Annotated in this window: 13 protein-coding genes; 12 read left to right on the forward strand and 1 reads right to left on the reverse strand. The window is 56.9% G+C overall.

What is annotated here, in order from left to right; genetic code table 11:
- Nucleotides 1-269 precede the first annotated feature (269 nt).
- From RT657_RS17380 to RT657_RS17395, 4 genes are all read left to right on the forward strand, one after another.
- Complete coding sequence (locus RT657_RS17380) at nucleotides 270-1334, forward strand: autotransporter outer membrane beta-barrel domain-containing protein (protein WP_313655957.1); 1065 nt, start codon at nucleotides 270-272, stop codon at nucleotides 1332-1334.
- Between the two features lie 589 nt (nucleotides 1335-1923).
- Nucleotides 1924-2460: a tetratricopeptide repeat protein gene (locus RT657_RS17385; protein ID WP_313655958.1), complete on the forward strand. Its 537-nt coding sequence runs from the start codon at nucleotides 1924-1926 to the stop codon at nucleotides 2458-2460.
- A gap of 86 nt (nucleotides 2461-2546) precedes the next feature.
- A complete protein-coding gene (locus RT657_RS17390; RefSeq protein WP_313655959.1) occupies nucleotides 2547-2996 on the forward strand; it encodes a sigma-70 family RNA polymerase sigma factor in 450 nt (149 codons plus the stop codon).
- Nucleotides 2993-3781 (forward strand): hypothetical protein, encoded by a 789-nt coding sequence (locus RT657_RS17395; protein WP_313655961.1) that lies wholly within the window; start codon nucleotides 2993-2995, stop codon nucleotides 3779-3781. The genes RT657_RS17390 and RT657_RS17395 overlap by 4 nt, the downstream gene beginning before the upstream one ends.
- Nucleotides 3782-3785: 4 nt before the next feature.
- Here the strand turns inward: RT657_RS17395 and RT657_RS17400 are convergent, their stop codons facing one another.
- Complete coding sequence (locus tag RT657_RS17400) at nucleotides 3786-4367, reverse strand: YceI family protein (RefSeq protein ID WP_313656053.1); 582 nt, start codon at nucleotides 4365-4367, stop codon at nucleotides 3786-3788.
- A gap of 683 nt (nucleotides 4368-5050) precedes the next feature.
- Between RT657_RS17400 and arnB the strand changes: the two genes are divergently transcribed.
- From arnB to RT657_RS17440, 8 genes are all read left to right on the forward strand, one after another.
- A complete protein-coding gene (gene arnB, locus RT657_RS17405; RefSeq protein WP_313655962.1) occupies nucleotides 5051-6187 on the forward strand; it encodes a UDP-4-amino-4-deoxy-L-arabinose aminotransferase in 1137 nt (378 codons plus the stop codon).
- 1 nt (nucleotide 6188) lies between these two features.
- On the forward strand, nucleotides 6189-7172 hold the full coding sequence (arnC, locus tag RT657_RS17410) for an undecaprenyl-phosphate 4-deoxy-4-formamido-L-arabinose transferase (protein WP_313655964.1): 984 nt from the start codon (nucleotides 6189-6191) through the stop codon (nucleotides 7170-7172).
- Complete coding sequence (arnA, locus tag RT657_RS17415) at nucleotides 7169-9148, forward strand: bifunctional UDP-4-amino-4-deoxy-L-arabinose formyltransferase/UDP-glucuronic acid oxidase ArnA (RefSeq protein WP_313655966.1); 1980 nt, start codon at nucleotides 7169-7171, stop codon at nucleotides 9146-9148. Before arnC ends, arnA begins: the two co-directional genes overlap by 4 nt.
- The gene (gene arnD, locus RT657_RS17420) at nucleotides 9148-10050 is read left to right on the forward strand and encodes a 4-deoxy-4-formamido-L-arabinose-phosphoundecaprenol deformylase (protein ID WP_313655967.1); all 903 of its coding nucleotides are present in this window, start codon (nucleotides 9148-9150) and stop codon (nucleotides 10048-10050) included. Before arnA ends, arnD begins: the two co-directional genes overlap by 1 nt.
- The gene (arnT, locus tag RT657_RS17425) at nucleotides 10050-11717 is read left to right on the forward strand and encodes a lipid IV(A) 4-amino-4-deoxy-L-arabinosyltransferase (RefSeq protein ID WP_313655968.1); all 1668 of its coding nucleotides are present in this window, start codon (nucleotides 10050-10052) and stop codon (nucleotides 11715-11717) included. The genes arnD and arnT overlap by 1 nt, the downstream gene beginning before the upstream one ends.
- Nucleotides 11717-12037, forward strand: coding sequence for a 4-amino-4-deoxy-L-arabinose-phosphoundecaprenol flippase subunit ArnE (gene arnE / locus RT657_RS17430; protein WP_313656055.1), 321 nt, complete (start codon nucleotides 11717-11719; stop codon nucleotides 12035-12037). The genes arnT and arnE overlap by 1 nt, the downstream gene beginning before the upstream one ends.
- Nucleotides 12034-12399 carry a 4-amino-4-deoxy-L-arabinose-phosphoundecaprenol flippase subunit ArnF gene (arnF, locus tag RT657_RS17435; protein WP_313655969.1) on the forward strand — a complete coding sequence of 122 codons (366 nt, stop codon included), beginning with the start codon at nucleotides 12034-12036 and terminating at the stop codon, nucleotides 12397-12399. Before arnE ends, arnF begins: the two co-directional genes overlap by 4 nt.
- Before the next feature lie 150 nt (nucleotides 12400-12549).
- Nucleotides 12550-14076 (forward strand): Fic family protein, encoded by a 1527-nt coding sequence (locus RT657_RS17440; protein WP_313655970.1) that lies wholly within the window; start codon nucleotides 12550-12552, stop codon nucleotides 14074-14076.
- The last annotated feature ends 16 nt before the right edge of the window (nucleotides 14077-14092 follow it).

Below are 14092 nucleotides of genomic sequence, written 5' to 3' on the forward strand. Positions count from 1 at the left end.
CTGAACCGGCCTCTGTTCCGGAGGAGACTTCAGCGTCTGAACCGGCCTCTGTTCCCGAGGAAACCTCAGTGTCTGAACCGGCCTTTGTTCCGGAGGAAACCTCAGTGTCTGAACCGGCCTCTGTTCCGGAGGAAACCTCAGTCTCTGAACCCGCGTCAGTGTCAGATGTAACCACCGCGTCTGAGCCGGCGTCTGCTTCAGAACCTGTTTCTGCGCCTGCAACAGATTCTGTATCTGCCTCATCAGATGGGCAGGCGGCAGGTAAGCAGGTGGCATCAGAAGCAACGAAAACTAAAACTGCACCAGAAGCCAAACGTCAGGACAGCGCAAAACCTGAAGAAAAACTGAAAACCGATAACAAAGCGGCAGAAGAAGCCGAAAAAGCAGAAGAAGATGCCCGGGCAGTAGCGGTATTTAATCCGGATGACTGGTTCACGGTTCATGATAACCAGCCACTCATCCAGCATACCCGCGCCCTGCTTGCTTCGCGGCAGTACATTTTCAGTGAAGCAGTCAGCCAGCTGCACAATCGCACCGAGAGTCTGCGTATGTCACCAGATCGCAGTGGATCATGGGCTACCATTGAGCAGAGGAACGGGCATTTTATGGGGCTGAATGCCCGCCAGCAGACGCTGAATGTAGGCTGGGATATGCACAGCGATACAGAGACAGCGGGTATCAGTGCGAGTTACACACAGGGAAAAGTCAAAGGCGAGGGGCAGGAGAAACACTGGCTGGCCGCGGCCGGGGCCTATTACAGCTGGCAGTCTGCATCCGGATGGTTCATTGATACTGCCAGCCGATACATGTACCTGAACCAGGCGTTATCGCTGGATCCTGGCCTGAACATTAACCGTAGTCACCAGGAGAGTCAGATGCTCGCTGGCAGTCTCCGCAACGGCTACCAGTTCAGAATGGTCAACGATACGCTGTCAATTTCACCCTACGTCGGTGTCAGCGGCGGCGTGATGTCTGGCTATTCGCTGAAAGGAGAAGATGCAGAAGTATCGTTGAGCTCATCAACGCCTTACTTTGCAACGACCGGTATTCTGGCTCAGAAACGCGGGCTGGGAAGCGCCCTGCCGGGTGTAACTCTCAGCGCGAGCCTTGAATACCAGTACTCGCCTGGTAAAAACGGCTCCACTACCTCGCTTTCAGATCGGCAGTCAACCCGTCAGTACAGTGCCTGGTCTGATAATCGATACCGCAGCAGTGTCAGTCTGCAGGGCGTTATTTCACCTGACCTGTCGCTCATTGCGAAAGTCGACACCAGTTTTGGAGGAGAGTTTAAAACGGACTACAGCGGTCAGGTTGGCTTCGCCTGGCAATTCTGACAGACAAAGCGCGATTTTAACAGAGCCACACTCTTTTCCGGGGTGAGGCTCTTTGTCTTTAATCATCTATCGTTAAATGCTGCATAAAATGACGTTGCGGGACGTTTACGACGGCCTTCCTGCGCTGCAGCTCACTCTTCTCTCTGCCTGAATGGCACTTCACTGCAGGTCTTACGTCTTTCATAGCCGGCATGGCCATTGCCTTTTACATCCTGTAGATAGAGGCGCGATCGGTGTGAAGATCCCGCGGCAATCATCAAGCGGCTGACGCAGCCTGCCTGAACAGAGTCACAACTGACGCATCGGGCGTCAGTGAACGGTATTACTGATGACGTAATTATCAGTGCGTGGTGAAAGCGGACAACCTGTCCCTGCAGCCACTCATTGCAGGCCAGTATGGACGTCGTTATGAGCGTCAGGCGACCCGTGCAAACAGTGCTTTTCTGAACAGGCAGGGCAAACGAGGAAATAATTTTATTTTTCATCGAATAGAAACCACTGCTGAGTTGTTTACTACAGAGTGCTGCACCAGCGCACTGCAGATGGCGGGCGTCAGTGCCTGCCCCAATAGCCCCGATGAGGATAAGTTATGATGACGCGCTCTGGTCTTTCTCTGTTTGCTATCCCGGTTCTGTTACTGATGCTGCATGCTCCGCTGAGCATGGCGATGGGCAATGATGACAGTGAGAAAAAAATGCCTGACTGCCCGAAAGGCCAGGTCTATGACAGTCAGAGCAAAAGCTGCGTGCCCGAAAAAACCAGCAGGCTGAGTGACGGCGATAAAACGCGCTATGCGTATCATCTGGCAAAAAAGGGCGACTATCAGGCGGCCCTGAACCTGCTGGATACGCTGAAAAACCCTGACACGCGCGAGGCCTGGAACTACCGTGGCTATGCCACCCGCAAACTGGGGCGCACGGATGAAGGAATTGGCTATTATCAGCGCGCGATTGCACTCGATCCTCATTACGCTAAAGTGCGCGAATATCTGGGTGAAGCCTGGTTGATCAAAGGCCGTCCGGATCTGGCGCGTGAACAGTTGAAAACCATCGCCGGAATCTGTGGCACAGCGTGCGAAGAGTTTCGCGATCTGCAGGCCGCCATTCAGGGCCATCCAGAGGTCTGATTCGGCAGGAGGAGCGTAAAATTACTTACAGCGACATCCGTCAGCATCTCGCAGAGCATCTGCCCCGGCTCTGGCGTTACGGCTATGTGCTGTCACACGATCGTGACCTGGCAGAAGAGCTGGTGCAGTCAACCTGTGTACGCGCGCTGGAACGCGGCGCGCAGTTCACACCCGGCACACGCCTGGATCGATGGCTCTTCTCGATCCTTCACTCCATCTGGATCAGCGATCTGCGGGCGCGAAAGGTCCGTCAGGGGCAGGGATTTGTGGACCCCGACGGACTGCTGGCCAGTGATACCCACGACTCAGGCGACAATAACCGCCAGTTCCAGCGCATCATGCAGCAGGTTAACGCCTTACCGGAGGCACAGCGTAACGCGCTGTTTCTGGTTTACGTTGAAGGACTGACCTATCAGGAAGCAGCAGAAACCCTCTCTGTCCCGATTGGCACCATCATGAGCCGTCTGGCCGCTGCCCGGGCCATACTGGGCAGGCAGCCGGCGTCCGCACCCGTACCGCTGGAGAAACAGCGATGAGCAGAGAAACGTTTACGCCGCCCTGGCGCGATGAAGCCATCGTTGCCTGGCTGGATGGTGAGATGACCCCGCAGGAAGCCGGGCAGTTTGAGCAGGCCATGGCACAGGATGCCGGACTGACCCGACGGGTTGAGCAGTTCCGGCGCAGCAGTTTTGACTTCGGGCAGGCATTTGCGCCGCTGCTGGCGCAGGCGCCACAGGCCAGAATGTCAGAGCGTCTCGCGGCGATTCCATCTTCCGGGCCTGCCAGAACGTACAGTCGCCGCGCCCTGATTGCCGCTTCAGTAAGTTTCCTGCTGGCGGGCAGCGCGATCGGGCTGCTCGCCAGACCGGAAGAAGAGAAGGAGGATGAAAACCAGACTATCCGCGATCTTGAGGCGCGTTATATGTCGCTGTACAGTGCTGAAACACTCGCCGATCTGCCAGATGATGCCGCGATCCTGCAGAAGGGACTGGACCGGGTCCGACTTGATTCAGGTCTGCAACTGCACCCGCAGCAGCTACGCCTGCCGGGAGCTGAACTGAAAATGGTCAGGATCCTGCGCTATGAACGAACATCGATAACACAGATCGCCTGGCTGCATGCAGATTATGGTCCGATGGCGCTCTGCATCTCGCCGGCCCCGCACGGCCCGGATGCCATCGCCTATGAACGGCGACACGGAATGGAGCTGGCCTGGTGGAACCGGGGTGGTTTTCAGTATGTGCTGATTGGCCGCAACCCGGGTTCCCAGCTGTCAGCCATCGCCACAACCCTGCAGACCGCCCTGAAGCAGACTGTCTGACCCTTCAGCGGAATGGGGCTTTAACCTGCGCTGCAATCGTCAGCGCAATGTTTACCCGGTCATCCACCACCCCGACCAGCCGGTCCACATGGAAAGCCGTTCGGGAGATCGCGGTCGAGGCATGCAGGGCCAGCGCGTGTGAAGCCGGTTCAATTGCCTTACCGCTGTCGAGCGCGGCAAGCATCATGACTGGCCGGCTGACATCCTTAACCGTCAGTACGCCAAAGATCCGATACTGTCCGCCATTCAGAGCCACGATGCGGCTGCTCACGAAGTGAATCTGCGGGTAGTGCTCTGCATCAAAAAACAGATCGCTTTTCAGCTGCCATGTGAGCAGGCTGTTTGATGCTATCAGCGTGCCGACCGGGATGTTTACTTCGACATGGTCATCACGATCGTCATCCGGATTCAGTATCACGTTTCCGGTGACGCCCTGCAGTCTGGCTTGCGAAAAATCGTGCCCAAAAGCACGCCACGAAAGATGAATGGTTGTTTTATCCGGGCTGATGGCATAAGTCATTGGGGCGGCATAAAGCTGTGGAGTAAACAGGGTAAGCAGAGCACTGAAACAGGCGGTACGTATCATCACTATTTTCTCTTTTCTGGCAGACCTGACGTAAACGCCTGACATCGTTATTGTATTCATTTTTTAGCACTGCTTTTACGTTTCAGGTACATTTTATTAGAAAGATAATAACCGGGTAATGCCTGACTTCACCAGAAAATAACGAGAAATCTGGGTTAAGAACAGGCGTGAACGGCAATATTAAGATTGCATTAAGATTCTTTTTTTATTTTCCAGGTGCGCACGCTGCTGCCGTCTTCGGCGGGTAATACTAATTATTTCTGATTTGAATAATAAAAAATCGCAGCCTTAACATCACGTTACTGTGCGTTCTGTTCCACGAGTGCAACATTTGTGGCGGCGATGGTCAGGTAATGCTGTCGATGTTTAAACGTATTATCAATAAAATGAAAAGAGTGGCGATAAAGCCTGATTTCTGCGATCTGAAATTGAACTTTCCCTGAAATTAATAAGTTGCCTTTTTTTTAATTTTACTGTTATTCACGTCATCCATTTAATGTTCAGTTAATGTTTGTGCAGTAGTTTGTATTAGCTGTCCGGTAACCTGAATTCCATAACGGGAAAACAGAGGGGTGATAACACTGTTGCCGGGTGTGAATAAATCGCTATTTGAATTCTTTTTCTGGCGTTGTGCCTGATTAAAACGCGCGACAGTTTACAGGTCTGATCTGCAGGAGTTTCGCATGGATTTTTTGCCTTTTTCCCGCCCTTCATTCGGTGATGAAGAGCTGGCGGCTGTTAAGGCCGTATTTGACTCGGGATGGATTACCACCGGAGCAAAATGCGCCGAACTGGAGCAGGCTTTTGTTCAGCTGACCGGCAATCAGCACGCCATTGCGGTCAGCTCTGCTACGGCGGGGATGCATGTTACGCTGATGGCCATGGGGATCGGGCCTGGCGATGAGGTGATTACACCTTCCATGACGTGGGTCTCTACCCTGAACCTGATTACGCTGCTGGGCGCGACGCCGGTCATGATTGATGTCGATCCTGACAACCTGATGGTGACACCGGAACAGATTGCACAGGCGATTACCCCCCGGACGCGCGCCATTATACCGGTGCATTACGCCGGTGCACCTGCCGATCTCGCGCCAGTTTATGCACTGGCTGAACAGCATGGCATCGCCATCATTGAGGATGCCGCTCATGCAGTGGGTACCACCTGTTATGGTCAGCCGGTGGGGCATCGCGGTACGGCGATATTCTCCTTCCATGCCATCAAAAACATCACCTGCGCAGAAGGCGGCCTGGTGGTGACGGATGACGCCGCGCTCGCCGATCGTATTCGTAGTCTGAAGTTTCATGGTCTGGCAGTAGATGCTTTTGATCGCCAGACTCAGGGGCGGCTACCGCAGGCGGAAGTGATGATGCCTGGCTTCAAATACAATCTGCCGGATATCAGCGCGGCTATCGCCCTGGTGCAGCTGCAGAAACTGCCGGGCTTTATTGCCCGCCGTCGCGCGATCGCGGAACGCTATCTGGCGGCGCTGCGCACGCTGCCGTTTACGCCGCTGTCACTGCCTGACTGGCCCCATGAGCATGCGTGGCATCTGTTTATTATCCGGGTGGATGAACAGCGCTGCGGCCTGTCACGCGATGCGCTGATGCAGGCACTAAAAGAGCGGAATATCGGCAGCGGCCTGCATTTCCGGGCAGCCCATACCCACAAATATTACCGCAACCACTATCCGGATCTGTCGCTGCCCGCCAGCGAACGTAACAGTCAGCAGATGTGTTCGATCCCGCTTTTCCCGTCGATGACGGACCAGGATGTTGAGCGCGTCATTCAGGCTTTACATGACATTGCCGGGGCCTGAGATGCGCGATATTCAACCTATAAATATGCTTTCCGTAGTGATCCCGGTTTACAACGAAGAAGAGAGCCTGCCGGCGTTGTTACAGCGTACCTGCGCCGCCTGCGGCGCTACCGGGCTGGAGTATGAAATTCTGCTGGTGGATGACGGCAGCAGTGACCATTCAGCCTTACTGATTGAGCAGGCTGCCACCGTGCCAGAGAGTCGCATAAAGGGCGTATTGCTCAACCGTAACTACGGTCAGCACTCCGCCATCATGGCCGGATTCAGCCAGGTGCGTGGCGATCTGATTATTACGCTCGATGCTGACCTGCAGAATCCGCCGGAAGAGATCCCCCGCCTGGCAGACGCCGCCCGTCAGGGGTATGACGTGGTGGGCACCGTCCGGCAGCAGCGCCAGGATACCTGGTTCCGTCGTAAGGCTTCACGCACGCTCAACCGGTTGATTCAGCGCGTGACCGGCAAAGCGATGGGTGATTACGGCTGCATGCTGCGCGCCTATCGCCGTCATATTGTCGATGCGATGCTGAACTGCCATGAGCGCAGCACTTTCATTCCGATTCTGGCTAACACCTTTGCCCGTCACACGATTGAGCTGCCGGTGCTCCATGCGGAGCGTGCCTTTGGTGATTCGAAATATAGCTTCATGCGGCTTATTAACCTGATGTACGACCTGGTGACCTGCCTGACGACGACGCCGCTGCGATTGCTCAGCGTGGTTGGCAGCCTGATTGCGATTGTCGGTTTCGCCTTCTCACTGGTGCTGATCATCCTGCGACTCTTTTTTGGTGCGGCATGGGCGGGGGATGGTGTTTTCGTCCTGTTCGCCGTGCTGTTCATGTTTATCGGCGCCCAGTTTGTGGGTATGGGACTGCTCGGGGAGTACATCGGGCGCATTTATAACGACGTCCGCGCGCGTCCGCGCTATTTCGTTCAACGCATTGTTCAGGCTCCTGAAGAGCCTTCAGTACAGGATACTCAATCATGAAGACCCTCGTTTTCGCCTATCACGACATGGGCTGTGTCGGCATTAATGCGCTGCTGAACGCAGGCTACGAGATCAGCGCCATCTTTACGCACAACGATGTGGCGACCGAAAATCCATTTTTCGGCTCGGTAGCCCGTCTGGCGGCAGAGCACGGCATTCCGGTCTATGCGCCAGACGAGGCGAATCATCCGATCTGGCTCGACCGCATCCGTACGATGGCGCCAGAGATGATTTTCTCCTTCTACTATCGCCATCTGCTGAGCGACGAGATCCTGCAATGTGCTGAAAAGGGCGCTTTTAACCTGCACGGCTCGCTGCTGCCGAAATACCGTGGTCGCGCCCCGCTCAACTGGGCGCTGGTGAACGGCGAGCGCGAAACAGGCGTGACGCTGCATCGCATGGTGAAGCGCGCTGATGCCGGGAATATTCTGGCGCAGCAGAAGGTCGCCATTGAGGCGCAGGACAACGCGCTGACGCTGCACCGTAAACTGACCCAGGCTGCGGAGCAGTTGCTTGCCGACGTGCTGCCACGCCTGCGTGAGGGCGATGTAGCGGAGTGGGCGCAGGATGAGAGCCAGGCAACCCGCGTGGGCCGGCGCACGGCCGAAGATGGCCGTATCGACTGGAATCAGCCAGCTGAAGCCATCCACAATCTGGTCAGGGCAGTCACCGATCCCTGGCCTGGCGCGTTCGCCTTCGCCGGTTCGGTTAAATTCATGGTCTGGAAGAGCCGGGTTCATCCTCAGCAGCATCAGGCGAAGCCTGGCACCGTGATCGCTAAGCAGCCGTTTCTTATCGCCTGCGGTGAGGGTGCGCTTGAAATCCTGACCGGGCAGTCTGAGCACGGCGTTTACATGAACGGCAGCCAGCTAGCGCAGAGTTTAGGCATGGTGCCGGGCGCGCTGCTCTATTCCAAACCGCAATCGGTTCTGCAGCGTCGTACCCGTGTGCTGATCCTGGGCGTGAACGGCTTTATTGGTAACCATCTTACAGAACGACTGCTGCAGGATGCGCATTTTGAGGTCTACGGGCTGGATATCAGCTCCGATGCCATCAGCCGCTTCCTCGATCATCCGCGCTTCCACTTTGTGGAAGGCGATATCGCAATCCACTCAGAATGGATTGAGTATCACATCAAAAAATGTGACGTCATTCTGCCGCTGGTTGCGATCGCCACGCCGATCGAATACACCCGCAATCCGCTGCGCGTATTTGAACTCGATTTCGAAGAGAACCTGAAAATCATCCGCGACTGTGTGAAATACCAGAAGCGTATTATTTTCCCGTCCACCTCTGAGGTGTACGGCATGTGTACGGATGACAGCTTCGATGAAGACACCTCTAACCTGGTGGTGGGGCCGATCAACAAGCAGCGCTGGATCTACTCGGTCTCCAAACAGCTGCTGGACCGCGTCATCTGGGCTTACGGCGAAAAAGAGGGGCTGCGTTTCACCCTGTTCCGTCCTTTCAACTGGATGGGGCCACGTCTGGATAACCTCAATGCGGCGCGCATTGGCAGCTCCCGCGCGATTACCCAGCTTATCCTGAACCTGGTGGAAGGCTCGCCCATCAAGCTGATTGATGGCGGCAAACAGAAGCGCTGTTTCACCGATATCCGTGATGGCGTTGAAGCACTGTTCCGCATTATTGAAAACAAACAGCAGAACTGCGACGGCCAGATTATCAACATCGGTAATCCGGACAACGAAGCCAGTATCAAAGAGCTGGCCGAGCAGCTGCTGTCGAGCTTCGAGCGTCATCCGCTGCGCAGCCAGTTTCCGCCATTTGCCGGTTTCCGTGAAGTGGAGAGCAGCAGCTACTACGGCAAAGGCTATCAGGATGTGGAGCACCGCAAACCGGCTATCCGCAATGCGCGCCGCTTACTCGGCTGGACGCCAGCGGTCACGATGGATGTCACGATCGACAATACGCTGGACTTCTTCCTGCGCACCGTTGAGCAACAGGCTGATAAGTGATGAAAAAGATTGGTCTGCGGATTGACGTAGATACCTGGCGCGGCACACAGCAGGGTGTGCCGACACTGCTGGCGCTGTTTCAGCGCCACTCGGTGCGGGCCAGTTTTTTCTTCAGCGTCGGGCCGGACAACATGGGCCGCCATCTCTGGCGGCTGATTAAACCGGCTTTCCTCATCAAGATGCTGCGCTCCCGCGCAGCATCGCTTTATGGCTGGGACATCCTGCTCGCCGGAACGGCCTGGCCAGGCAAGCAGATGGGGCGCGGCCTGCGGCATATCATTCAGGATACCGCCCGGTATCACGAAATGGGGCTGCACGCCTGGGACCATTTTGCCTGGCAGACCTGGGCGGGGGTCTGGCCGCAGGATAAGCTGGTAGAGCAGATTGCACGTGGCACCGAAACGCTGAGTGAGATCCTGGGTCATCCGGTCAGCTGCTCGGCGGTGGCCGGCTGGCGCGCCGATGGCCGGGTGCTCGCCGCCAAGGAGGATTTCTGCTTTCACTATAACAGCGACTGTCGCGGCACCGGCCCTTTCCGGCCCCTGCTGCCGGACGGGCAGGTCGGCACCGTTCAGATCCCGGTGACGCTGCCGACATGGGATGAAGTGGTTGGCCGTGAGGTCAGCGCGGAAGGCTACAACGACTACATTCTGGCGAAGATGCTGGCTTCGGATGATGGGGCGGTTTACACCATCCATGCTGAAGTCGAAGGCATCATTGGTTCCCCGGACTTTGACCGGCTGCTGACGGCGGCTGCCCGCCACGGCATTCAGTTCTGCCCGTTAAGCGAGCTGCTGCCTGACGATCTGAACACCCTGCCGCTGGGCCGGGTTGTCAGAGGAGAGCTCGCCGGCCGGGAAGGGTGGCTGGGTTGCCAGCAACTGACTGAAGAGGCGAACTAGTGCGGATACGTAACAAAACAGCGTGGCTACTTTTTTTCAGCTTTTTCATCCTTTATTACCTGATTCCGCCGATGTTCCGCGATCTCTGGCAGCCCGATGAAACCCGCTATGCGGAGATCAGCCGGGAGATGCTGGCAAGCGGAAACTGGATCACCCCTCACTTCTTCGGCCTGCGCTACTTTGAAAAACCGGTGGCCGGTTACTGGATCAACTCGCTGGGGCAATGGCTGTTTGGCCATAACAATTTCGGCGTACGGTCGGGGTCGATCGTCTCCACGACGTTCACGGCTGTACTGATCTACTGGCTCGGCAGGCGGCTGTTTGGTTCAGCGCGCACCGCCGCTGTCGGCAGTGTGATTTTCCTCAGTTCGCTGCTGGTCTATGGCGTCGGCACCTATGCGGTGCTTGACCCCATGCTGATGCTCTGGCTGGCGGCAGCGATGTGCAGCTTCTGGCTGGCGACAGAAGCCAGCGGGCGCGCCGGACGCGCGGGCGGTTATCTGCTGCTGGGGCTAACCTGCGGTATGGGCTTCATGACCAAAGGTTTTCTGGCGCTGGCGGTGCCGGTGCTGGCGATTCTGCCATGGGCGATCTGGCGGCAGCGGCTGCGGGAACTTATCTGTTACGGTCCGCTGGCGCTGCTCTCTGCGGCGGCGATTAGCGCACCCTGGGCGTTGGCGATTTATCATCAGGCGCCTGATTTCTGGCACTACTTCTTCTGGGTGGAGCATATTCAGCGCTTCGCAGAGGAGAATGCGCAGCACAAAGCGCCTTTCTGGTACTACCTGCCGATACTGCTGTCCGGCACGCTGCCGTGGCTGGCGCTGCTGCCCGGTGCATTGCTCAGCGGCTGGCGTGAACGTCGGCAGCATCCCGGCGCGCTCTATCTGCTGAGCTGGACGGTGATGCCGCTGCTGTTCTTCAGCCTGGCGAAAGGCAAGCTGCCGACCTACATACTGCCCTGTTTTGTACCGCTGTCGCTGCTGATGGCGCACTATGGCCTGAATGCGGCACAGCGGGCAGGGCGGGTATTAACCGTCAACGGCTGGATTAACGTGGTTTTCGGCAGCCTGACCGTGGCCACGGTATTACTGGTGCTGGCCCCGTGGAGTGTGACGCATCATCCGCTGTTCGCCCCGGAGGAGACGCTGAAACTGACGCTGGCGGCACTGGCGTTTCTCGTCTGGGGCGTGGCGGGCGCTTACAGTTGCCGTTCTTCCCGGCACCGCTGGCTGGTATCCGCGCTGTGTCCGCTGGGTGTGGCGCTGCTCATCGGCTCTGCGATACCGGAGAAAATCCGTGATGCTAAGCAGCCGCAGAACTTTGTCTCGGTCACGGGTGATCGGCTGGCGGCCAGCCGCTTTATCCTGGCGGATAATTCTGGCGTAGCCTCCGCCGTTGCGTGGCATCTGCACCGCAGCGACATCGATTTCTATGACGCTAAGAGCGAACTGGAATATGGGCTGAGCTACCCCGATGCGCAGTCCCGCTTCGTCTCTGCGGCGGACTTTAGCCGCTGGCTGGCGGAGCATCGTCGTCTGGGTAACGTGTCGCTGCTGCTGCTGGTTGACTCGGTTCACAGCGATATCAGTGAGGAGGTTCCGGTGCCGGATGCGGTGTATCGTCAGGGCAGGCTGGTCAGCCTCTTTTATAGCCAGATGAAATGATGGTGCTGCTGATTGTCCTGGTCAGTCTGCTCAGCTGCAGCGCGCAGCTCTGCCAGAAGCAGGCAACCCATGCGCTCTCACGTCAGGGGCGGTTAAGCTGGATCGCCCTGAGCGTACTGCTGTTAGGTTTTGCCATGCTTCTCTGGCTGCGGGTACTGCAGCAGGTGCCGGTGAGTCAGGCCTATCCGATGCTGAGCCTTAATTTCATTTTCGTCGCGCTGGCCGGACGCGTCCTCTGGCGCGAGCGGCTTACGCTGCGCCAGCTGGCGGGCACGTTGCTGGTGGTGACCGGCGTAGCACTGATGGCGAGTCAGCTATGAAAGGCTACGGATGGGTCGCCTGTAGCGTGCTGCTGGTTTCCGCCGCGCAGTTGATGATGCGCTGGGCGATGCCGCGACTGCCTGAGTTCAGCAGCCTCCTGTCGCTGCCTGCCATGGCTATTCTGCCCGTTCTGATGCTACTGGCCGGGCTGGGGGCCTATGGTGTCTCGATGCTCTGCTGGATCCGGGCGCTGCACTTTTTCCCTCTGAACCGGGTCTACCCGCTGCTGAGTCTCAGCTACGTGCTGGTGTGGCTGGTGGCAGTGAGTCTGCCGGTATTTCAGGAGGCCTTCAGCTGGCACAGTCTGATCGGTGTGGTGATGATTGTGGCCGGTCTGCTCTGCATTGTGGTCAAATCCTGACGGTGCATCGTTGTTATTATTTTCGCATCAACCGGCCATTTAATTATCATTTTCGGGCGGCTGTTAACGCTTTCCTGATGGCGTAATTAACGTTTTCGTGATAGAACTCCTTTCTGTTATCGTTTTCATTCAACAGATAAAGGATTCATCATGCTGGTCGGCTTCAGCGCGCTGCGCGAACGTTATGCCATTGAACTGGCGCAGCCGCTGCGCGTAAAGTCGGCCATCGGCACGGTACGCTCTCATCATGAGAGCCAGGGACAGGTAGAAAACCACTATCCGCCTGGCTATCAGCCGGAAGACTCCTTTGCCGGACACTTTGCCTTCGGACTGAAATATGAAGAGATCAATCTTGAGTTCTTCGCCCGGCTGTTTACGGCGGTCGGGCCTGAACCACTGGAACAGTGGTGCCGCCAGGAGCCGTTTGGCCAGTATGCGCGGCGGGCCGGATTTTTCTATGAATGGCTGACCGGCAGCCCGCTACAGGTGCCCGATGTGACTAACGGCGGTTATGTCGGGGCGATTTCATCCGATGCTTATCTCACCCGCACTACGCTGAAGCGTAACCGACGCTGGCGCATCAACGACAACCTGCCGGGATCGGTAGATTTCTGTCCGCTGGTGCGCAGAACGCCTGCCGTCGAGCAGGCGCTGGCCTTCGATCTGAATGATGCCCTCAGGGAACTGGATAACGCGTTTGGCGCAGATATCCTGATGCGCACCGCCAGCTGGCTGACGTTTAAAGAATCGCGTGCCAGTTTTTTGATTGAAAAAGAGTCTGACCAGGGCGATCGCATCCAGCGCTTTGCTCACGTTATTGCACAATATTGCGGCCAGCTTGACGATCCGCTTAGCGAAGAGAGCCTGCACATCCTGCAGCAGGGGATTCTGGGTCAGGATGCGCTGGGCCTGGGGCTGCGACGTTCGCCGGTGTTTGTCGGACAGTCGACAATGCGCGAAGATATCGTCCACTATATCGCTCCGCATTACGATGATGTCCCGCACTTTATGCAGGGTCTGAAAGCCTTTGAACAGGCGACACAGGGCGCCGCGCCGCTGGCCCGGGCGGGCGTCATCGCGTTTGGGTTCGTCTATATTCATCCGATGCGCGACGGGAATGGCCGCATCCATCGATTTCTGATCAATGACACGCTGAACCGGGATGGCGCAATACCGGATGGCGTAATCCTGCCGGTCTCGGCCACCATCACCAGCTCAATGGATTTCCGGGTCGGCTACGACCGTACGCTGGATCTCTTTTCTAAAAAACTGATGCGGCGCTATGCAGGCTGCTATCGCTTTGGCGAGCTGAAAACTTATGAAGATGGCACGCGGAGCAACTTCGTTTTCAGCGATTATGACGATGCCCGCTTTGCCTGGCGCTATCCCGATCTGACCGAGCATGTCCTCTACACGAGCAGAGTGATCGAACATACCGTGCGGACCGAAATGGCGGATGAAGCGCGGGTACTCGTCCTGTTTCAGCGTGCCCAGCAGCAACTGAAGGAGGTGGTTGAGATGCCCGATCAGGATGCCAGCCGCATCATCCGGTCGCTGAAGGAGAACGGCTGGCAGATTTCCGGCAAGCTGAAAAAAAACTTCCCGCTGTTTGAGGATGACGCCACAGCCCGGCGCATCGTCGGGGCGGTCAGATCGGCGTTTGAGACGGAACAGTGAGTGCAGTGCATCGCTG

Source organism: Pantoea sp., assembly GCF_032114055.1.
GTDB lineage: Bacteria > Pseudomonadota > Gammaproteobacteria > Enterobacterales > Enterobacteriaceae > Pantoea.

What these genes read in the sequence shown, in the direction of transcription:
- arnB (WP_313655962.1), top strand. Translation starts at nt 5,051, where the DNA reads ATGGATTTTTTGCCTTTTTCCCGCCCTTCATTCGGTGATGAAGAGCTG.
- RT657_RS17440 (WP_313655970.1), top strand. Translation starts at nt 12,550, where the DNA reads ATGCTGGTCGGCTTCAGCGCGCTGCGCGAACGTTATGCCATTGAACTG.
- arnC (WP_313655964.1), top strand. Translation starts at nt 6,189, where the DNA reads ATGCGCGATATTCAACCTATAAATATGCTTTCCGTAGTGATCCCGGTT.
- RT657_RS17395 (WP_313655961.1), top strand. Translation starts at nt 2,993, where the DNA reads ATGAGCAGAGAAACGTTTACGCCGCCCTGGCGCGATGAAGCCATCGTT.
- arnF (WP_313655969.1), top strand. Translation starts at nt 12,034, where the DNA reads ATGAAAGGCTACGGATGGGTCGCCTGTAGCGTGCTGCTGGTTTCCGCC.
- arnA (WP_313655966.1), top strand. Translation starts at nt 7,169, where the DNA reads ATGAAGACCCTCGTTTTCGCCTATCACGACATGGGCTGTGTCGGCATT.
- arnD (WP_313655967.1), top strand. Translation starts at nt 9,148, where the DNA reads ATGAAAAAGATTGGTCTGCGGATTGACGTAGATACCTGGCGCGGCACA.
- RT657_RS17385 (WP_313655958.1), top strand. Translation starts at nt 1,924, where the DNA reads ATGATGACGCGCTCTGGTCTTTCTCTGTTTGCTATCCCGGTTCTGTTA.
- RT657_RS17400 (WP_313656053.1), bottom strand. Translation starts at nt 4,367, where the DNA reads ATGATACGTACCGCCTGTTTCAGTGCTCTGCTTACCCTGTTTACTCCA.
- arnE (WP_313656055.1), top strand. Translation starts at nt 11,717, where the DNA reads ATGGTGCTGCTGATTGTCCTGGTCAGTCTGCTCAGCTGCAGCGCGCAG.